The organism is Pseudomonas sp. GW823-FHT03E05, from assembly GCF_058796855.1.
Genome location: NZ_JBXAJB010000006.1, coordinates 103,071 through 121,085, shown reverse-complemented (window position 1 = coordinate 121,085; position 18,015 = coordinate 103,071). Strand labels below are relative to the sequence as shown.

The 18,015-nt window shown below is 62.9% G+C and carries 18 protein-coding genes; 11 read left to right on the top strand and 7 right to left on the bottom strand.

Going from position 1 to position 18,015, the window contains the following annotated elements; translation table 11 throughout:
- The first annotated feature begins 505 nt into the window (after positions 1 to 505).
- The 3 genes from AC1RCO_RS24180 to AC1RCO_RS24170 all read left to right on the top strand — a co-directional run bounded on the left by AC1RCO_RS24180 (position 506) and on the right by AC1RCO_RS24170 (position 3,236).
- Positions 506 to 1,945 carry a cytochrome ubiquinol oxidase subunit I gene (locus AC1RCO_RS24180; protein WP_011063588.1) on the top strand — a complete coding sequence of 480 codons (1,440 nt, stop codon included), beginning with the start codon at positions 506 to 508 and terminating at the stop codon, positions 1,943 to 1,945.
- A gap of 3 nt (positions 1,946 to 1,948) precedes the next feature.
- Positions 1,949 to 2,956, top strand: coding sequence for a cytochrome d ubiquinol oxidase subunit II (cydB, locus tag AC1RCO_RS24175; RefSeq protein ID WP_011063587.1), 1,008 nt, complete (start codon positions 1,949 to 1,951; stop codon positions 2,954 to 2,956).
- A gap of 112 nt (positions 2,957 to 3,068) precedes the next feature.
- A complete protein-coding gene (locus AC1RCO_RS24170; protein ID WP_011063586.1) occupies positions 3,069 to 3,236 on the top strand; it encodes a DUF2474 domain-containing protein in 168 nt (55 codons plus the stop codon).
- 96 nt (positions 3,237 to 3,332) lie between these two features.
- Here AC1RCO_RS24170 and AC1RCO_RS24165 read toward each other — a convergent pair whose 3' ends face one another.
- Positions 3,333 to 4,457, bottom strand: coding sequence for a methyltransferase (locus tag AC1RCO_RS24165; RefSeq protein WP_072444993.1), 1,125 nt, complete (start codon positions 4,455 to 4,457; stop codon positions 3,333 to 3,335).
- Positions 4,458 to 4,671: 214 nt separating this feature from the next.
- Between AC1RCO_RS24165 and AC1RCO_RS24160 the strand changes: the two genes are divergently transcribed.
- Positions 4,672 to 5,448 carry a ferredoxin--NADP reductase gene (locus AC1RCO_RS24160; RefSeq protein ID WP_492618115.1) on the top strand — a complete coding sequence of 259 codons (777 nt, stop codon included), beginning with the start codon at positions 4,672 to 4,674 and terminating at the stop codon, positions 5,446 to 5,448.
- Between the two features lie 47 nt (positions 5,449 to 5,495).
- On the opposite strand, the gene mscL is transcribed toward AC1RCO_RS24160, so the two are convergent.
- Positions 5,496 to 5,909, bottom strand: a complete 414-nt coding sequence (gene mscL / locus AC1RCO_RS24155; RefSeq protein WP_011063583.1) for a large-conductance mechanosensitive channel protein MscL — start codon at positions 5,907 to 5,909, stop codon at positions 5,496 to 5,498.
- Positions 5,910 to 6,196: 287 nt separating this feature from the next.
- On the opposite strand from mscL, the gene katB reads away from it, so the two are divergent.
- The 4 genes from katB to AC1RCO_RS24135 all read left to right on the top strand — a co-directional run bounded on the left by katB (position 6,197) and on the right by AC1RCO_RS24135 (position 10,541).
- Positions 6,197 to 7,738 (top strand): catalase KatB, encoded by a 1,542-nt coding sequence (katB, locus tag AC1RCO_RS24150; protein WP_053160119.1) that lies wholly within the window; start codon positions 6,197 to 6,199, stop codon positions 7,736 to 7,738.
- A 66-nt stretch (positions 7,739 to 7,804) separates the two neighbouring features.
- Positions 7,805 to 8,365, top strand: a complete 561-nt coding sequence (locus tag AC1RCO_RS24145; protein WP_015637109.1) for an ankyrin repeat domain-containing protein — start codon at positions 7,805 to 7,807, stop codon at positions 8,363 to 8,365.
- A gap of 45 nt (positions 8,366 to 8,410) precedes the next feature.
- Positions 8,411 to 9,778 (top strand): DNA repair protein RadA, encoded by a 1,368-nt coding sequence (radA, locus tag AC1RCO_RS24140; protein WP_011063580.1) that lies wholly within the window; start codon positions 8,411 to 8,413, stop codon positions 9,776 to 9,778.
- A gap of 34 nt (positions 9,779 to 9,812) precedes the next feature.
- On the top strand, positions 9,813 to 10,541 hold the full coding sequence (locus AC1RCO_RS24135) for a hypothetical protein (protein ID WP_492618114.1): 729 nt from the start codon (positions 9,813 to 9,815) through the stop codon (positions 10,539 to 10,541).
- 7 nt (positions 10,542 to 10,548) lie between these two features.
- Here the strand turns inward: AC1RCO_RS24135 and AC1RCO_RS24130 are convergent, their stop codons facing one another.
- Positions 10,549 to 10,917, bottom strand: coding sequence for a PilZ domain-containing protein (locus tag AC1RCO_RS24130; protein WP_011063578.1), 369 nt, complete (start codon positions 10,915 to 10,917; stop codon positions 10,549 to 10,551).
- 54 nt (positions 10,918 to 10,971) lie between these two features.
- Positions 10,972 to 11,433 carry a methyltransferase family protein gene (locus AC1RCO_RS24125; protein WP_015637107.1) on the bottom strand — a complete coding sequence of 154 codons (462 nt, stop codon included), beginning with the start codon at positions 11,431 to 11,433 and terminating at the stop codon, positions 10,972 to 10,974.
- Positions 11,434 to 11,649: 216 nt separating this feature from the next.
- Between AC1RCO_RS24125 and AC1RCO_RS24120 the strand changes: the two genes are divergently transcribed.
- The 3 genes from AC1RCO_RS24120 to yjiA all read left to right on the top strand — a co-directional run bounded on the left by AC1RCO_RS24120 (position 11,650) and on the right by yjiA (position 15,016).
- Positions 11,650 to 13,716 carry a carbon starvation CstA family protein gene (locus AC1RCO_RS24120; protein ID WP_011063576.1) on the top strand — a complete coding sequence of 689 codons (2,067 nt, stop codon included), beginning with the start codon at positions 11,650 to 11,652 and terminating at the stop codon, positions 13,714 to 13,716.
- 16 nt (positions 13,717 to 13,732) lie between these two features.
- Entirely contained in the window at positions 13,733 to 13,930 is a 198-nt protein-coding gene (locus AC1RCO_RS24115) for a YbdD/YjiX family protein (protein ID WP_007937254.1), read from the top strand.
- 114 nt (positions 13,931 to 14,044) lie between these two features.
- Complete coding sequence (yjiA, locus tag AC1RCO_RS24110) at positions 14,045 to 15,016, top strand: GTPase (protein ID WP_015637106.1); 972 nt, start codon at positions 14,045 to 14,047, stop codon at positions 15,014 to 15,016.
- 6 nt (positions 15,017 to 15,022) lie between these two features.
- Here yjiA and AC1RCO_RS24105 read toward each other — a convergent pair whose 3' ends face one another.
- The 3 genes from AC1RCO_RS24105 to AC1RCO_RS24095 form a co-directional block, all read right to left on the bottom strand.
- Positions 15,023 to 15,718 (bottom strand): GntR family transcriptional regulator, encoded by a 696-nt coding sequence (locus AC1RCO_RS24105; RefSeq protein WP_011063574.1) that lies wholly within the window; start codon positions 15,716 to 15,718, stop codon positions 15,023 to 15,025.
- 35 nt (positions 15,719 to 15,753) lie between these two features.
- Positions 15,754 to 16,467 (bottom strand): FadR/GntR family transcriptional regulator, encoded by a 714-nt coding sequence (locus AC1RCO_RS24100; protein WP_011063573.1) that lies wholly within the window; start codon positions 16,465 to 16,467, stop codon positions 15,754 to 15,756.
- A 79-nt stretch (positions 16,468 to 16,546) separates the two neighbouring features.
- Positions 16,547 to 17,860 (bottom strand): C4-dicarboxylate transporter DctA, encoded by a 1,314-nt coding sequence (locus tag AC1RCO_RS24095; protein ID WP_011063572.1) that lies wholly within the window; start codon positions 17,858 to 17,860, stop codon positions 16,547 to 16,549.
- Positions 17,861 to 18,015 lie beyond the last annotated feature (155 nt).

The window sequence follows — 18,015 nt, the reverse complement described above, 5'->3', positions numbered from 1 at the left end:
GGGGAAAATTCGTTAGCCGCGCATCTATCTTGTTTTTCGCTCGAACACCTGATCGCGAATCCTGTAGTCGCTGCCGCAGGCTGCGAACGGCTCCGGAGGAGACGCCAGGATCTTGAATACGCCGCAGGTTCGACGGGAAGTTGCCAGCCAAGGCCCTGCGTACCGAACGCGGCCCGGCCTTTCGCAGCTTCGCAGGCTCAGCAGCGGCTACAGGCGTTTTGTGTGGGAAAAGCCGGGAAAACCCCGGGCTTGAGAGGGTGAGGCAAGCTGTCACGCGGCAAATAACCACAGAGTTGCATGGCGAAATTAGGACTACTCTTTCAACGTTGCTTGATCCAGATCAAAACCTTTTTGCAAAGGCTGATGTGGTGGCCCAAGTGCCAGACTCCCTGCGTAGCGATGGTTTAAAAAAGAACGAATCCGAATTCGCCGCACTCCATATCCGTGGGGGCAGTGGGTGCAGGCCTCTGGCCGGCAGCCGGTATTACCTGATAGAGGAAAGCTTATGTTCGGTTTAGAGGCTCTTGATCTCGCCCGAATTCAGTTCGCGTTCACCATCTCGTTCCATATCCTGTTCCCGGCGATCACCATCGGCCTGGCGAGCTACCTGGCGGTACTCGAAGGCCTCTGGCTGAAGACCCGCGACGACACCTACCGCGATCTCTACCACTTCTGGTCGAAGATCTTTGCCGTCAACTTCGGCATGGGCGTGGTCTCCGGCCTGGTGATGGCCTACCAGTTCGGCACCAACTGGAGCCGCTTCTCGGACTTTGCCGGGTCCGTCACCGGCCCCTTGCTCACCTATGAAGTGCTCACGGCCTTCTTCCTGGAAGCCGGTTTCCTCGGGGTGATGCTGTTCGGCTGGAACAAGGTCGGGCGCAAGCTGCACTTCTTCTCCACGGTGATGGTGGCCATCGGCACCCTGATCTCGACGTTCTGGATCCTCTCGTCCAACAGCTGGATGCAGACCCCGCAAGGCTATGAAATCGTCAACGGCCAGGTGATCCCGGTGGATTGGCTGGCGGTGATCTTCAACCCGTCATTCCCCTATCGCCTGGCGCACATGGCTGTAGCGGCGTTCGTCGCCACGGCGTTCTTCGTCGGTTCGTCCGCAGCCTGGCACTTGCTGCGCGGGCGGGACAACCCGGCCATTCGTCGCATGCTGTCGATGGCCATGTGGATGGCCCTGATCGTGGCGCCGGTGCAGGCGGTGATCGGCGACTTCCATGGCCTCAACACCCTCAAGCACCAGCCGGCGAAAATCGCCGCCATCGAAGGCCACTGGGAGAACGTTGGCAACGAGCCGACCCCACTGATCCTCTTCGGCTGGCCGGACATGAAGGCCGAGAAAACCCGCTTCGCGGTGGAAATCCCTTACCTGGGCAGCCTGATCCTCACCCACTCGCTGGACAAGCAGGTGCCGGCGCTCAAGGAGTTCCCACCCGAGGACCGGCCCAACTCGACCATCGTCTTCTGGTCGTTCCGGATCATGGTCGGCCTGGGCATGCTGATGATCTTCACCGGCCTGTGGAGCCTCTGGCTGCGCAAGCGCGACACCCTCTACACCTCGCGCCCGTTCCTGTACCTGGCGTTGTGGATGGGCCCGTCCGGGTTGATCGCGATCCTGGCCGGCTGGTTCACCACCGAGATCGGCCGCCAGCCGTGGGTGGTCTATGGCCTGATGCGCACGGCGGATGCCTCTTCCGGCCACAGCTTTGTGCAGATGAGCATCACCCTGGCGCTGTTCGTGGTGGTGTACTTCTCGCTGTTCGGCGTGGGTATCGGCTACATGATGCGCCTGGTGCGCAAAGGCCCGGTTACCAACGAAGGTGCCGAAACCAGCCACGGTGGCCCCGGCCAGAAACGCACCCCGGCCCGTCCGCTGTCCGCAGCCGACGATGACCACGACGCCGACCACGGCACCCGCCTGAACAAGGGGAACTGAGTCATGGGTATTGATCTTCCGCTGCTCTGGGCCGTGATTATCATCTTCGGCATCATGATGTACGTGGTCATGGACGGCTTCGACCTGGGGATCGGGATTCTCTTCCCGTTCGTCAAGGACGACCGCGACCGTGACGTAATGATGAACACCGTCGCGCCTGTCTGGGACGGCAACGAAACCTGGCTGGTACTGGGGGGCGCGGCGTTGTTCGGCGCTTTCCCGCTGGCCTACTCGGTGGTGCTCTCGGCACTCTACCTGCCGCTGATCCTGATGCTGGTGGGCCTGATCTTCCGCGGCGTGGCCTTCGAGTTCCGCTTCAAGGCCAAGGAAGACAAGCGCCACATCTGGGACAAGGCCTTCATCGGCGGCTCGGTGGCGGCGACCTTCTTCCAGGGCGTGGCCCTGGGGGCATTCATCGATGGCCTGCCGGTGGTCAACCGCCAGTTCGCCGGCGGTTCCCTGGACTGGCTGACCCCGTTCACCCTGTTCTGCGGCCTGGCGCTGGTGGTGGCCTATGCCTTGCTCGGTTGCACCTGGCTGATCATGAAGACCGAAGGCAAGCTGCAACTGCAGATGCATGACCTGGCGCGGCCCCTGGCCTACGTGGTGCTGGCGGTGATCGGCGTCGTCAGCATCTGGACGCCCCTGGCCCACGCCGAGATTGCCGCGCGCTGGTTCACCCTGCCGAACCTGTTCTGGTTCCTGCCGGTGCCGATCCTGGTGCTGGTGACCATGTACGGCCTGCTCCGCGCCGTGGCCCGCAACGCCCACTACACGCCGTTCCTGCTGACCCTGGTGCTGATCTTCCTCGGCTACAGCGGCCTGGGCATCAGCCTGTGGCCGAACATAGTGCCACCGTCGATCTCCATCTGGGACGCCGCCGCGCCGCCGCAGAGCCAGGGCTTCATGCTGGTGGGCACCTTGTTCATCATCCCGTTCATCCTGGGTTATACCTTCTGGAGCTACTACGTGTTCCGCGGCAAGGTCACCCACGAAGACGGTTATCACTAGGTAGGAGCCGGCTTGCCGGCGAAGAGACCTTCGCGCCTTGCGCCGAGCTTGCGGTCGCTTTCGCTGGCACGCCAGCTTCTACGGGAATCCGGGTTAGGCAGGAGTTGAGGTCATGAGCGGTAAACACTCTTTGCAGGAAATCGAACAGGCGGAAAAGAAGCCGCTGTGGCAGCGCCTGGGTTGGCTGGTAATGATCTGGGGCGGCAGTGTCCTGGCCCTGTTCGTGGTCGCCAGCCTGATGCGCATGTTCATGAATGCCGCAGGCCTGACCACCCACTGATCATCCCATCCCGTTGCCTTGCGGCACGGTTTCAACCCTCCCTTGGTGGAGGGTCTTTTTTGCCTGTCGAAAAGGCCGCTGTGTTCTGGCGAGACCTTACTTGCGGGCCTTGAGGATGACGAACTTGGGGGTTGCCGCCACTTGCTCGACGCCGCGGAACAGCCGCGCCAGCTTGCTGTGGTAGCCCAGGTGGCGGTTGCCGACGATGTACAGTGCGCCCCCTACCACCAGGGCCTCCCGGGCCTGCTGGAACATGCGCCAGGCGAGGAAGTCGCCCACCACCTGCTGCTGGTGGAACGGCGGGTTGCACAGCACCACCTCCAGGGATTGCGCTGCCTGTCCGGCCAGGCCGTCGCCGGCTCGCATTTGGGCTTCGCGCTCGCCCAGCACGGCCTGCCAGTTCTCCCGGGCCGATTGCACCGCCATGAAGGATTCGTCCACCAGGGTGTAATGGGCCTGGGGGTTGTCCAGGGCGCTGGCAATGGCCAGTACGCCGTTGCCGCAGCCCAGGTCCGCGACCCGGGCGCTGCCGAGGTTCTGCGGCAGGTGCGGGAGGAAGGCGCGGGTGCCGATGTCCAGGCCTTCGCGGCAGAACACGTTGGCGTGGTTGAGCAGCTCGATGGCCGGCTGTTCCAGGCGATAGCGGGTCGGGTAGGGCGACACGACGGGCTGCTTGTCTTGCGGCGTGGCAATCAGCAGCCGAGCCTTTTTCACCGCCAGCGAGGCCTGGACCGGGCCGATGTAGCGCTCCAGCAAATCACCGGCGGCGCGGGGCAGGTGCTTGACCATCGCCGCCGCCACCACCTGGGCGCCGGGGGCCAGTTGCCCTTGCAGGCGGATCAGTTGCTCTTCCAGCAGGGCCAGGGTCTTGGGGACGCGGATCAGCACCCGGTCGAAGGGGCCGGCCAGGGGCTCGCTGGCCGGCACCACGCGCACGGCGTCGAAGGGCAGGCCGTTGCGCACCAGGTTTTTTTCCAGGGCCAGGGCGCCCAGGTAGGAGTCGCCACTGCTGCTGACCTGGACCTTGCCCAGCAGGCTCGCGGCCAGGGCGCCGAAGCTGTCGTTGAGCACCAGCACCCGGGTGTCGCTGGCCGGTTGTTGTTCGGCCAGGTGATTGAGCAGGTATTCGTCCGCCGCGTCGAAGGCTTGCAGTGGCTCGTTCTGCTGTTCGGGCTGGCGGATCAGGTCGAGTTGGGCGAAGGAGCTTGCAAGCAGGGGCATGGGGCGGACTCTAGGTAATCGGTGAATGTCCCGGCGGTGGGGGCTGTCGAGCGCACGGGAACCCTCGGACAGCGGCAGTGCGGGCTGTTCGAAGCGGGGCTAAATGGTACGTTTTTTTGTCGCTGATTGCCCGCGCTCTATGCCACTACAAACCGCCGGTGTTTCTGCGCGGCGCTTTGCGGGACACTAGCGCATCGGTTTTGTGGAGCCTGTCATGACTGCCAGTGAAGAAAAGTACACCCGCCAGACCCTGCTCGAGGTCCAGCCCCTGACCTCCAGCCTGTTCACCCTGCGCACCACCCGGGATGCGGGGTTTCGCTTTCGTGCCGGGCAGTTCGCTCGCCTCGGGGTGACCAAGGCCGACGGCAGTACGGTGTGGCGCGCCTATTCCATGGTGTCATCGCCGTTCGATGAGTTTCTCGAGTTCTTTTCCATCGTGGTGCCCGGCGGCGAGTTCACCAGCGAGCTGAGCCGCCTGGAAGTGGGGGACAGCCTGCTGGTGGATCGCCAGGCCTTTGGCTACCTGACCCTGGACCGTTTCGTCGATGGTCGCGACCTCTGGTTGCTATCCACCGGCACCGGGATTGCGCCGTTCCTGTCGATCCTCCAGGACTTCGAGGTGTGGGAAAAATTCGAACGCATCATCCTGGTCTACAGCGTGCGCGAGGCCAAGGAGCTGGCCTATCAGCGCCTGCTGGCCGAGTTGCCCCAGCGCGAATACCTGGCGGAATTTGCCCACAAGCTGCAATTCATCAGCACCGTGACCCGCGAGCAGCATCCGGGCAGCCTCAACGGGCGCATCACCCAGTTGATCGAGAACGGTGAGCTGCAGCGTGCCGCCGGCGTGGAGCTGAGCCCCGAGCACTCCCGGGTGATGCTCTGCGGCAACCCGCAGATGATCGATGACACCCGCGCCCTGCTCAAGCAGCGGGGCATGAGCCTGAGCCTGACCCGGCGACCGGGGCAGGTGGCGGTGGAAAACTACTGGTAATGAAAACGGCGCCATCAGGGCGCCGTTGTCGTATTGCGGGATCAGCCTCAGGGCTTGTTGTTCTGAGCCTTGAGCAGATCGCGGATCTCCCCCAGCAGCTCTTCTTCCTTGGTCGGCACCGGCGGCAGCGTCGGGGCCACGGCCTCTTCGCGCTTGAGACGGTTGATCACCTTGACCCCCATGAAGATGGCGAAGGCAATGATCACGAAGTCGATGATGCTCTGGATGAACTTGCCGTACGCCAAGACCACTGCCGGCGTATCGCCCGCAGCCGCCTTGAGCGTGACCGCCAGATCCCCGAAGTTCACCCCACCGATCAGCAGGCCGATTGGCGGCATGACCACGTCGCCAACAAAGGACGAGACGATCTTGCCGAACGCGGCGCCGATGATGATACCGACGGCCATATCGACCACATTACCTTTGACCGCGAAGGCCTTGAATTCACTTAGCACGCCCATAGGTTATTCCTTGCTACAGATGAGGTTGGTTACGGCAGTGTAATTCAGCAAAAAGCATTTTGCCGAAACAACTTTTTACAGCTCGCGGGGTTATCGACCGATAAAGAGGCAAATAGTTTATTCAAAGTGCCATCAAATCGCGCGCGATATACCCCGCGCCCCACGATATAACCAGTACATTCTGTCAATCGAGCGGTTACGGCCTTTCTATTTATCTTTCAAATATTTAGTCACTAGCCTCTAGCAGGCGCATCGAGATGCGCCTTATATAACTAGAGGAATACAACATGACCGCTTCTCTTGGCCTTGGGAGTCTTTCCCAGCGACGCGTACTGGGCGTGCTTGCCGCCAGTATGCTTTCCCTTTCCGTACAGGCCGCCACGCTGACCCGCGACAACGGTGCGGCAGTGGGCGACAACCAGAATTCGCAGACTGCGGGCGCCACCGGCCCGGTGCTGTTGCAAGACGTGCAGTTGATTCAGAAACTCCAGCGGTTCGACCGCGAGCGCATTCCAGAGCGTGTGGTGCATGCCCGTGGCACGGGTGCCCACGGTACTTTCACGGTAACCGACAACCTCACGGACCTGACCCGTGCCAAGGTGTTTGCCGCCGGCGAAGTGACCCCGGTATTCGTGCGTTTCTCGGCGGTGGTGCATGGCAACCACTCCCCGGAAACCTTGCGCGATCCACGGGGCTTCGCCACCAAGTTCTATACCGCGGACGGTAACTGGGACCTGGTGGGCAACAACTTCCCGACCTTCTTCATTCGTGATGCCATCAAGTTCCCGGACATGGTGCATGCGTTCAAACCCGATCCGCGCACCAATCTCGACGATGACTCGCGGCGTTTCGACTTCTTCTCCCATGTTCCAGAAGCCACCCGTACTCTGACCGAGCTGTATTCCAACTCCGGCACTCCGGCCAGTTACCGGGAAATGGACGGTAATGGTGTGCATGCCTACAAGTTGATCAACGCCAAGGGCGAAGTGCACTACGTGAAGTTCCACTGGAAGAGCCTGCAGGGTCTGAAGAATCTCGACCCGAAACAAGTGGTGGAGGTACAGGGCCGCGATTACAGCCATATGACTAATGACTTGGTAACCCACATTAATAAAGGGGACTTTCCCAAGTGGGACTTGTATGTCCAGGTATTGAAACCCGAAGACCTGGCCAAGTTTGATTTCGACCCGCTGGACGCTACCAAGATCTGGCCCGGTGTGCCCGAGCGCAAAGTCGGGCAGATGGTGTTGAACCGCAATCCGGCCAACGTCTTCCAGGAAACCGAGCAAGTGGCCATGGCACCGGCCAATCTGGTGCCGGGCATCGAACCGTCGGAAGACCGCCTGCTGCAAGGCCGGGTGTTCTCCTATGCCGATACCCAGATGTACCGCATCGGCGCCAATGCCCTGCAACTGCCGATCAACGCGCCGAAGAACCCGGTGAACAACGGCAACCAGGACGGTGCGATGAACCTGGGCCACAGCAGCACGGGGGTCAACTACCAGCCAAGCCGCCTGATGCCACGCGAAGAGCCGCAGACCGCGCGCTACAGCCAGATGGCGCTGGCGGGCAGCACCCAGCAGGCGAAGATCCAGCGCGAGCAGAACTTCAAGCAGGCCGGTGACCTGTATCGCTCCTTCAGCAAGAAGGAACGCCAGGACCTGATCGACAGCTTCGGCGGCTCCCTGGCCACCACTGATGATGAGAGCAAGCACATCATGCTGTCGTTCCTTTACAAGGCCGACCCTGAATACGGCACTGGGGTGACCAAGGTGGCCAAGGGCGACCTGGCCCGAGTCAAGGCCCTGGCGGCGAAGTTGAGCGACTGATCGAGCGAGCCTTACCCGTCACGCCCGTCCGGGCGTGACGTCTTTTTCCGACAGAGGAGTCGCGCCATGCGTCTTTTTATAGCGCTGCTGTCAGTGGCCTGGTCGTTTGCCGCCTACGCGCAGCCTACGGCCGAAGCAGCGGCCGCCGCCGACCCGGTGGCGGTCAAGGTCCAACTGGAAAACTACTATTTCGATGCCGCCCGCCGTGGCGATGTGGAAATGCTCGACACCTTTATCGCGGCCGGCTATTCCCTCGATACCCAGGATGAAAAGGGCTACACCGCGCTGATCCTCGCGGCCTATCACGGCCAGGGCCCGGCGGTGGAGCGCCTGCTGGCCGCTGGGGCCAACGCCTGCGCCCAGGACAAGCGTGGCAACACGGCCTTGATGGGGGCGATCTTCAAGGGCGAGGTGCAGATCGCCCGGCGCCTGCTGGCCGCCGATTGCAGCCCTGACCAGCGCAATGGCGCCGGGCAGACCGCCGCCATGTACGCCGGGTTGTTCAAGCGGGTCGAATTGCTCGACGCCCTGGCCGCCAAGGGCGCCGACCTGAATGCCGAGGATCCCCTGGGCAATAGCGCCACGCGCCTGGCCAGCGGGCAGATACGTACCGCCGCACCGCGCTGATCCGCGCCAGCTGAGCTATCATCGCGGTTTTTGCCGGGGGTTCAGATGGCCAAGGCCAAGCGCATGTACGGCTGCACCGAGTGCGGCTCCACCTTTCCCAAATGGGCCGGGCAGTGCGGTGAGTGCGGGGCCTGGAACACCCTGACCGAGACCATGATCGAAAGCGGCGGCGCGGCGGCACCTGCCGGGCGCACCGGCTGGGCCGGGCAGCAGGCGCAGATCAAGACCCTGGCGGAAGTCAGCGTCGAGGAAATTCCGCGTTTCTCCACCGCTTCCGGTGAACTCGATCGGGTGCTGGGCGGCGGCCTGGTGGACGGTTCGGTGGTGCTGATCGGTGGTGATCCGGGGATCGGCAAGTCGACCATCCTGCTGCAGACCCTGTGCAATATCGCCACGCGCATGCCGGCGCTGTATGTCACCGGTGAGGAATCCCAGCAGCAGGTGGCGATGCGCGCCCGGCGCCTGGGCCTGCCCCAGGACCAACTGCGGGTGATGACCGAGACCTGCATCGAAACCATCATCGCCACGGCCCGGGTAGAAAAACCCAAGGTCATGGTGATCGACTCGATCCAGACGATTTTCACCGAACAACTGCAGTCGGCCCCGGGCGGCGTGTCCCAGGTGCGCGAGAGCGCGGCCTTGCTGGTGCGCTACGCCAAGCAGAGCGGCACGGCGATCTTCCTCGTCGGCCACGTGACCAAGGAAGGCGCCCTGGCCGGGCCGCGGGTGCTGGAGCACATGGTGGACACCGTGCTGTATTTCGAAGGCGAATCCGACGGGCGCCTGCGCTTGCTGCGGGCGGTGAAGAACCGTTTCGGTGCGGTGAATGAGCTGGGTGTATTCGGCATGACTGACCGCGGATTGAAGGAGGTCTCCAATCCTTCGGCGATTTTCCTCACTCGTGCCCAGGAAGAGGTTCCGGGCAGCGTGGTGATGGCCACCTGGGAAGGCACCCGGCCGATGCTGGTGGAGGTCCAGGCGCTGGTGGATGACAGCCACCTGGCCAACCCGCGCCGGGTGACCCTGGGCCTGGACCAGAACCGCCTGGCCATGCTGCTGGCGGTGCTGCATCGCCATGGCGGCATCCCCACCCACGACCAGGATGTGTTCCTCAACGTGGTGGGCGGGGTCAAGGTGCTGGAAACCGCCTCCGACCTGGCGTTGATGGCCGCCGTGATGTCGAGCCTGCGCAACCGTCCGTTGCCCCATGACCTGCTGGTGTTTGGCGAAGTCGGCCTGTCGGGTGAGGTGCGCCCGGTGCCCAGCGGTCAGGAGCGCTTGAAGGAAGCGGCCAAGCACGGCTTCAAGCGAGCTATCGTGCCCAAGGGCAACGCGCCGAAAGAGGCGCCGCCGGGCTTGAAGATCATTGCCGTGACCCGCCTGGAGCAGGCGCTGGATGCACTTTTCGAGTAAGCATGCTGGTCTTTTTTGAAAGGAAGCAGGTGATATGGCCATGAGCGGATTCAGGAGGCGGGTGTTGGGTTGGGGGTTGCTGGGCTATTGCGGCCTGGCCCTGGCACAGCCGGTCGAGGTGCCGGAAGGCTATCGGATTGCCCAGCAGGTGCTGGTGGGCGACGGTTCGGTGCTGGAGGTGCTGGAGGATGTGCGCATCACCCCCCAGTTGCATGCCGATAGCTGGGGCAATGGCCTGGACGCCGACAGCTTTGCCGAGCCGGAGGGGGATCAGCCGAGCGCGCCGTTGGGAGCCCAGGCGCGCCTGGTGTCCGATAGCGGCGAGGTACTGGCGCAGAAGTCCCTGGGCTACCCGATGGCCACCGTGGAAAAGGCACCGCTGAACGGCCTGCCGTCCCCGGCGTTTTTCCTGACCATCGACCAGACCGCTCCCATGGGCAGCTACAGCGGCCCGGCCACCCAAGTGCTGATGCCGGAACAGAATCAGTTGGACCCGGTGCTGTGCCAGGGGGAGGGCGCGGAGAAGCAGCCGCTGGTGTTTGCCCAGACCGGCAAGGCGGCCTGGCAGATCGTACCGTCCGTTGGTGGTGGCACGGAAAGCATCCAGCAGGTGTCGTCCGCTTCATCGATGGAGAACGAAGAGTTCGTCACCACCTATCGCACCTTCCGTTATGCCGACGGCCAGTGGACTGTCACCACGCGCCAGCAGGCGGCTTACTGGGACACGGAAAGCGAGTTTCCCGAGCCCGCGCTGTTTCCCTGAAAGGCCATCAGATATCGATCAAGGCCCCGAGCTCGCGCTCAAGCTCCTCGGGGTCTCCCAGGTTCAACTCGATCAGGCGCCTGAGGTGCTCGATGGACTCCAGGCCGATGTGCAGGCAGACGAAGCCCAGTTGGCCCTTATTGTCATGGGCCAGTTGTACGTCCATGCGCACATCGGCGTCGGAGCTCAGGTGAATGTCGGCCTCGAAGGGGCGCGCCGGGTCGCCCAGCCACGGATCGGGGCGCTCGATCAGCAGGCCCTTCAGTGAAAGATCCAGCAGCCGTACCGGCCAGCGGTGGGTGCCTTGGCTGAGTTCGGTCCGGGCATCGAAGGCGATGCGTTTGAAGCGTCGGCGGTCGTCGTGTTGCTCGGTCATGGGCTGGCCCTCTGCATGGTGCCCTGAACTATAGACCCCGGTTCGCGCCTGTCGCTACAACCAGCGCCGGACCTTGCGGCAGTAGTCACGGTAGGGCTGGCCAAAGAGCTCCAGCAGTTGTCTCTCGTCCGGGCGGATTACCGTGCGGTTCATCAGGTACAGCAGCCCCGGCAGCAACAGCCAGGGCCACAGGTTGCCCAGCAGCAGGGCAATGGCGCAGTAGCCCAGGGTGTCGCCCAGGTTGATCGGGTTACGCGAGATGGCGAAGGGGCCATCGCGGAGCAACTGGTCGGGCTGGTCGAAGTTGCTGGAGGTGGTGCGCTGTTGCCGGAAACGCCACATGGCCCAGAACGACAAGCCCTGCCCGAAGACGATCAGGATCACTGCCAGGCTGCGCACGCCGTTATTGACCGGCAGCGGCAAGGGCAGCCAGCCGCTGAGAAACAGCGCCAGGGTCAGGCACAGTAAATACAGGAGTGGCGGTGGCAATGGCGGTTGTTCGGGTGGCGTTGACATGGAGGTTCCTGCACCAGGGCTCAAGCGTGCGACTGTCGGCAAGTGCCCAGGGTTCCGGTTTTTTCCTGGCGGGCGCCGCTCAGGCAGATCGGGAGCAAGAAAAAACGCCCTCATAAGTTAAAAGAAGGCTCTAGACCAACGTGGGGGGTGGTCTTTAAGAGCAGTAGCGCTACACTCGAAACGCGGTTTTTCTATCCTCCTGGCTGGAATAAAAAAATGAAAAATAATAATAGCCTGTTGCGCCATGTTCCTTGGCTGCTGCTGGCAATCGTAGGAGCTTGCGCCCTTGGCGTAGTTGCATTGCGTCGCGGCGAGGCGATCAACGCCTTGTGGATTGTGGTCGCCGCCGTGGCCATCTATCTGGTGGCGTACCGGTATTACAGTCTGTTCATTGCCAACAACGTGATGCAGCTGGACCCGGGCCGGGCCACGCCCGCCGTGGTCAACAATGATGGCCTGGACTACGTCCCGACCAACAAGCACATCCTCTTCGGTCACCACTTCGCGGCCATTGCCGGCGCAGGCCCCCTGGTGGGCCCGGTGCTGGCGGCGCAGATGGGCTACCTGCCCGGCACCCTGTGGCTGATTGCCGGGGTGGTCCTGGCCGGTGCGGTGCAGGACTTCATGGTGCTGTTCCTGTCCACCCGGCGTAACGGCCGTTCCCTGGGCGACATGGTCCGTGAGGAAATGGGCCGTATCCCGGGGACCATCGCGCTGTTCGGCTGCTTCCTGATCATGATCATCATCCTCGCGGTGCTGGCGCTGATCGTGGTCAAGGCCCTGGCCGAGAGCCCGTGGGGCATCTTCACGGTGATGGCGACCATCCCGATCGCGGTGTTCATGGGCGTGTACATGCGCTACATCCGCCCGGGCCGCATTGGTGAGATCTCGTTGATCGGCGTGCTGCTGTTGCTCGGCTCCATCTGGCTGGGTGGCCAGGTGGCGGCGGATCCGGTGTGGGGCAAGATGTTCACCTTCACCGGCGTGCAGATCACCTGGATGCTGATCGGCTACGGTTTCGTCGCGGCAGTACTGCCGGTGTGGCTGATCCTGGCACCGCGGGACTACCTGTCGACCTTCCTCAAGATCGGCACCATCATCGCTCTGGCGATCGGCATCCTGATCACCATGCCCGAGCTGAAGATGCCGGCCCTGACCCAGTTCACCGACGGCACTGGCCCGGTGTGGAAAGGCGGCCTGTTCCCCTTCCTGTTCATCACCATCGCCTGTGGCGCGGTCTCCGGCTTCCATGCGCTGATCTCCTCGGGCACCACGCCCAAGCTGCTGGATAACGAAGCCAACGCCCGCTACATCGGCTACGGCGGCATGCTCATGGAGTCCTTCGTGGCGATCATGGCCATGGTCGCGGCCTCGGTGATCGAGCCGGGCGTGTACTTCGCCATGAACAGTCCGGCGGCCATCGTCGGCGGCGACGTGGTGGCGGTAGCCCAGACTGTCAGCAGCTGGGGCTTTGCGATCAGCCCGGACCAACTGCAGGCGGTGGCCAAGGACATCGGTGAAAACACCATCCTGGCCCGTGCCGGCGGCGCGCCGACCCTGGCAGTGGGGATCGCGCAGATCCTCCACCATGTATTGCCGGGTGAGAACACCATGGCCTTCTGGTACCACTTCGCGATCCTGTTCGAAGCCCTGTTCATCCTCACTGCGGTGGACGCCGGTACCCGTGCCGGGCGCTTCATGCTCCAGGACCTGCTGGGTTCCTTCGTTCCGGCGCTGAAACGCACCGAGTCGTGGACCGCCAACCTGATTGCCACCGCAGGCTGCGTGGCGCTCTGGGGCTACCTGCTGTACCAGGGCGTGATCGATCCTCTGGGCGGCATCAACACCCTGTGGCCGCTGTTCGGCATCTCCAACCAGATGCTGGCCGGTATCGCCCTGATGCTGGGTACCGTGGTGCTGATCAAGATGAAGCGCCAGCGCTACATCTGGGTCACCCTGCTGCCGGCTGTGTGGCTGCTGATCTGCACCACCACCGCAGGCTTCATCAAGCTGTTCGACGCCAACCCGGCGATCGGCTTCCTGTCGCTGGCGAAGAAATACAGCGATGCAATGGCCAACGGCCAGATCATCGCCCCGGCCAAGGACATCACGCAGATGCAGCACGTGATCTTCAACGCCTACACCAACGCGACCCTGACAGCCCTGTTCCTGCTGGTGGTGTTCAGCATCCTGTTCTACGCGCTCAAGGTCGGCATCGCCGCCTGGGGCAGCAAGGAGCGTACGGATAAAGAATCGCCCTATCAGGCCGTGCCGGACGCGTAACTCGAGGATTGCAACGATGTTCAATGACCTGAGTCGCCTCGGTAAATACCTCGGTCAGGCCGCGCGCCTGATGGTCGGCATGCCCGACTACGACAACTACGTCGAGCATATGCAAACCAAGCACCCGGACAAGCCGGTGATGTCGTACGAGGCGTTCTTCCGGGAACGCCAGGAGGCGCGATACGGCGGCAAGGGCGGTCCGAAGTGCTGTTGAAACACAGCGTTTGAGCCACACCCCTGTAGGAGCCGGTTTGCCGGCGATAGCGGTTCTTCGGACGCCATCGCCGACAAGCCGGCTTCTACGTTTTTATGCGTGGGAGATCCTGTTTTGCACAACCCTATTCCCGTGACCGTGCTCAGCGGTTTTCTTGGCGCCGGCAAGACCACTTTGTTGCGCCACCTGCTCAAGGCCGAGCACGGCCTGAAAATCGCCGTGATCGAGAACGAATTCAGCGATGCCGGCATCGACACCCAGTTGCTGGGCGAGCAGCCGGTACAGGTCATGACCCTGTCCAACGGCTGCGTCTGCTGCACTATCCACACCGACCTGACCAAGGCCCTGTACCTGTTGCTGGAGCGTCTGGACAGCGGCGAGATCGACTTTGACCGGCTGGTGATCGAGTGCACCGGGTTGGCCGATCCGGCGCCGGTGGCACAGACCTTCTTCATCGATGAGGAACTGCGCGAACGCTATATCCTCGACGGCATCATCACCCTGGTGGACGCCAAGCACGCCGAGTTCCACCTGACCCAGACCATTGCCCAGGCGCAGATCGGTTTTGCCGACCGGCTGCTGGTGAGCAAGCGTGACCTGGTGGACGAGGCGACTTTCGAAGCCCTCGGCCAGCGCCTGACCCGGATCAACCGCCGGGCACCGATCCGCCTGGTGGAGCACGGCCAGATCGACCTGGCCGAACTGCTGGATGTGCGGGGGTTCAATCTCAATGCCGACCTGGGGGGCGGTCTCAGCCTGCGGCCAGTGAGCAAGGCGCCGTCAGTGGACCGGATTTCCAGCCTGGTGCTGCGCACCGAGCAAGCCCTGGACCTGGATCGCCTGAGCGAATTCATGAATGAGCTGCTGGAAGACCACGGCAAGCAACTGCTGCGCTACAAAGGTGTGCTGAGCGTTATCGACGAGCCCCGGCGCATGGTGTTCCAGGGCGTGCTCAAGCTCTATGGCTTCGATTGGGACAGCGAATGGGCCGAAGGCGAAGTGCGCGAGAGCGTGATGGTGTTCATTGCCGACGATCTGCCGGAAGAGAAGATCCGGCAGGGGTTCGAGCGGATGCTCGCGGGCTGATGGCGGCTACAGGCCGCCCAGCAGGCGCTGCTCCAGGTGCGCCAGGTGCTGGTTCATCAGGGTTTCGGCCTTTTCGGCATCGGCCTCCTGTAGTGCATCGATGATCTTCGAGTGTTCCTGCCAGGAGCAGTAGTTGCGGGCCTGGCCCTCGAACTGGGCGATGGCCAGTGAGGTCAGGGGCACCAGGCTGCCGAGGAACTGTGCCAGGGGCCCGTTGCCGGCGATTTCCGCCAGTTGCAGATGGAACTCCCCGGACAGGCGGATAGCCGGCCCGCGCTGGTCGCGGGCAATGGCCTCGCGCTCCTGGGCGATCAACTCGCGCAAGGGTTGCAACTGGCGCCGGGGCTGCTGGCAGGCCAGGCGCACCAGGGTGATTTCCGTCAGGCGCCGGGCATGCAGGATCTGCCGGGTCTGTTCCAGGTCCGGCGCCGCCACCTGGGGCCGGTAATTGGGCCGCAGGATCACCACTTGCTGATGGGAAAGCCGCGCCAGGACCTGGCGCACTATGCTGCGGCTGACGCCGAAGGCCTGCCCCAGGCTGTCTTCGGTGAAGCGGCTGCCGGGAGCGATGCGCTGTTCGAGAATGGCGTCGAAGATCTGCGGGTAGACATCATCCACCAGCAGCTTCCTTTCGCCCCGAGGGCGCCTTGGCAGGCTGGCCACCCGGGTGAAGGGATTGTTTTTCAGGGCGTAGCTGACCATGGCCTGTCTCCAGTCCGGTTGCTGACTCGGGGGGATTACTGGGCGCTGTTGCCCAGGTGATCGTCCGGGATATTCAGTTCGATGCCCATGCGCTGGCCTTCCTGGAGGATGTGCCGGCGCATCTCGGCGCTGGCCAGGGCGCTGTTCTTGTTGCGGATGGCCCGCACCACCGCCTCGTTTTCTTCCAGGCGTTCGGCCAGGTGCTCCGGTGAATTGCGCAGGATCTGTGCACTTTGCTTGAGGGCATTGCTGGTCTGTTGCACCACGTTCTGGAAGATCGGGTTGCTGGTCAGGGTGAACAGTTCCTCGTGGAAGGCGATGTAGGCGTTGACCCCGGCTTCGCTGTCGCCGGCTTCAAGGGCTTCGCGCATGTCCATCAGGGTCAGGCGCAACTGGCCGACTTCCTTGCTGCTGATGGATTGCGCCACCAGGCCGACGATGAAGGGCTCCAGGGTGTAGCGCAGTTGCAGCACGTCTTCGAGGCTGGCCCCGGCCACTGCACTGTCGCTGTTCTGCGCTTCGTCCAGGGGGGTGTCCAGCACCACCACGCCTTTGCCGGGCATGGAGCGCACCAGGCCCAGGGTCTCCAGGACGATCACCGCTTCGCGCAGGCTGGGGCGGCTGATGCCCAGTTGCTCGGCCAATTCGCGTTGCCCTGGCAGCATGTCGCCGGAGCGCCACTGGCCGCGGGCCAGGGCGGCCCGGAGCTTTTCTACCACTGAATTCACCACTGTTGACGAGCTGATCACTGTTGACTCCATGAACGATTAATAGCGCGCTGTTGCCGCGCCGAGTGTTGTGCCTGCCGATGACAGGCACAAGATCGGGTCAAAATTCCTGCTGGTGGGCGCCGGTCACCGGTTTTCGGGCCTGGAAGGTGTAGCCCTGCTGGCCGCTGAGCACCTTGTTGGCCCGCTGCACGTCGATGTCCTTTTCCCAGCGGGCGATGGCGACGGTGGCCACGCAGTTGCCGATCAGGTTGGTCAAGGCGCGGCCAATGCCCATGAACCAGTCCACCGCCAGCACCAGCACCAGGCCCACCACTGGAATCGCCGGAATTGCAGTCAGGGTTGCCGCCAGGATCACCAGCGCCGAGCCGGGGATGCCGTGGGCGCCCTTGGAGGTGATCAGCGACACCAGAAGAATGGTCAAGAGGTCCGACATGGACAGCGGAGTACCGGTGGCGTTGGCAATGAAGACGATGGCCAGGGTCAGGTAGATGGAGAAGCCGTCGAGGTTGAACGAGTAGCCGGTGGGAATTACCAGGCCTACGGTGGAACTGCCGATCCCCAGGTGTTCCAGCTTGCGCATGATCTGCGGCAGCACCGCGTCGGAGGAAGCGGTGCCGAGGACGATCAGCAACTCTTCGCGCAGGTACTTGAGAAAGGGCAGCATGCGCAGGCCCGACAAACGCATCACCAGGCCCAGGATCACCGCGACGAAGGCAAAGCAGGTCAGGTAGAACAGCCCCACCAGGCTGCCCAGGTGCTGCAGCGAATCCAGGCCGTACTTGCTGGTGGTGAAGGCGATGGCACCGAACACGCCGATGGGCGCCAGACGCACGATCATGCCCATGATGCGGAAGATCACATGGCTCAGTTCGTTGATCAGCCGGGAGATGCCCGAGGCGGCTTCACCCACCAGGTTAAGGGCGCTGCCGAACAGCACCGAGAACAGCAGCACCTGGAGGATGTTGTTCTCGGCGAAGGCACCGATCACCGAGGTGGGAATCAGGTCCATGAGGAACTGAGTGGTGGTGTGCATGTGCTGGCCACGCTGGGCGATGTCGCCCATGTCCGCGGTGGACAGTTGCTCCAGATGGATGTTGGCGCCGCTGCCGATGCCGGTGCTGAAGGCCATGACCAGGCCGATCACCAGGGCGATGGTGGTGAGTATTTCAAAGTAGATCACTGATTTGAGGCCGATGCGGCCGACCTTCTTCAGGTCGCCGGCACCGGAGATGCCGCTGACGACCACGCAGAACACGATCAGCCCGATCAGCATCTTGATCAGCTTGATGAAACCATCGCCTAGGGGTTTGAGCTGGGAGGAGTATTCGGGGAGGGTGAGTCCGCACACGATGCCGAGCATCAGTCCGAGGACAACCTGGAGGAAAATCGAACGCGAGCACCATCTGAGCATGGGGGGAATCCTGGTCGGTGTCCTGTCTGCCGTGCGCGGGGGATGCGCAGCGGATGGAGGACTTAATTATTGTGGTCTTACCGGTATGTCCAGTGCAGGCGCAGTCTACGCTCGGGTTTTATGGGTTTACAAGGGGGAGGGTGCAGATTGGCTTT

What these genes read in the sequence shown, in the direction of transcription:
- AC1RCO_RS24135 (WP_492618114.1), top strand. Translation starts at nt 9,813, where the DNA reads ATGGCCATGAGCGGATTCAGGAGGCGGGTGTTGGGTTGGGGGTTGCTG.
- AC1RCO_RS24115 (WP_007937254.1), top strand. Translation starts at nt 13,733, where the DNA reads ATGTTCAATGACCTGAGTCGCCTCGGTAAATACCTCGGTCAGGCCGCG.
- AC1RCO_RS24105 (WP_011063574.1), bottom strand. Translation starts at nt 15,718, where the DNA reads ATGGTCAGCTACGCCCTGAAAAACAATCCCTTCACCCGGGTGGCCAGC.
- katB (WP_053160119.1), top strand. Translation starts at nt 6,197, where the DNA reads ATGACCGCTTCTCTTGGCCTTGGGAGTCTTTCCCAGCGACGCGTACTG.
- AC1RCO_RS24095 (WP_011063572.1), bottom strand. Translation starts at nt 17,860, where the DNA reads ATGCTCAGATGGTGCTCGCGTTCGATTTTCCTCCAGGTTGTCCTCGGA.
- AC1RCO_RS24170 (WP_011063586.1), top strand. Translation starts at nt 3,069, where the DNA reads ATGAGCGGTAAACACTCTTTGCAGGAAATCGAACAGGCGGAAAAGAAG.
- AC1RCO_RS24180 (WP_011063588.1), top strand. Translation starts at nt 506, where the DNA reads ATGTTCGGTTTAGAGGCTCTTGATCTCGCCCGAATTCAGTTCGCGTTC.
- AC1RCO_RS24165 (WP_072444993.1), bottom strand. Translation starts at nt 4,457, where the DNA reads ATGCCCCTGCTTGCAAGCTCCTTCGCCCAACTCGACCTGATCCGCCAG.
- AC1RCO_RS24125 (WP_015637107.1), bottom strand. Translation starts at nt 11,433, where the DNA reads ATGTCAACGCCACCCGAACAACCGCCATTGCCACCGCCACTCCTGTAT.
- cydB (WP_011063587.1), top strand. Translation starts at nt 1,949, where the DNA reads ATGGGTATTGATCTTCCGCTGCTCTGGGCCGTGATTATCATCTTCGGC.
- radA (WP_011063580.1), top strand. Translation starts at nt 8,411, where the DNA reads ATGGCCAAGGCCAAGCGCATGTACGGCTGCACCGAGTGCGGCTCCACC.
- AC1RCO_RS24130 (WP_011063578.1), bottom strand. Translation starts at nt 10,917, where the DNA reads ATGACCGAGCAACACGACGACCGCCGACGCTTCAAACGCATCGCCTTC.
- AC1RCO_RS24160 (WP_492618115.1), top strand. Translation starts at nt 4,672, where the DNA reads ATGACTGCCAGTGAAGAAAAGTACACCCGCCAGACCCTGCTCGAGGTC.
- AC1RCO_RS24145 (WP_015637109.1), top strand. Translation starts at nt 7,805, where the DNA reads ATGCGTCTTTTTATAGCGCTGCTGTCAGTGGCCTGGTCGTTTGCCGCC.
- mscL (WP_011063583.1), bottom strand. Translation starts at nt 5,909, where the DNA reads ATGGGCGTGCTAAGTGAATTCAAGGCCTTCGCGGTCAAAGGTAATGTG.
- AC1RCO_RS24120 (WP_011063576.1), top strand. Translation starts at nt 11,650, where the DNA reads ATGAAAAATAATAATAGCCTGTTGCGCCATGTTCCTTGGCTGCTGCTG.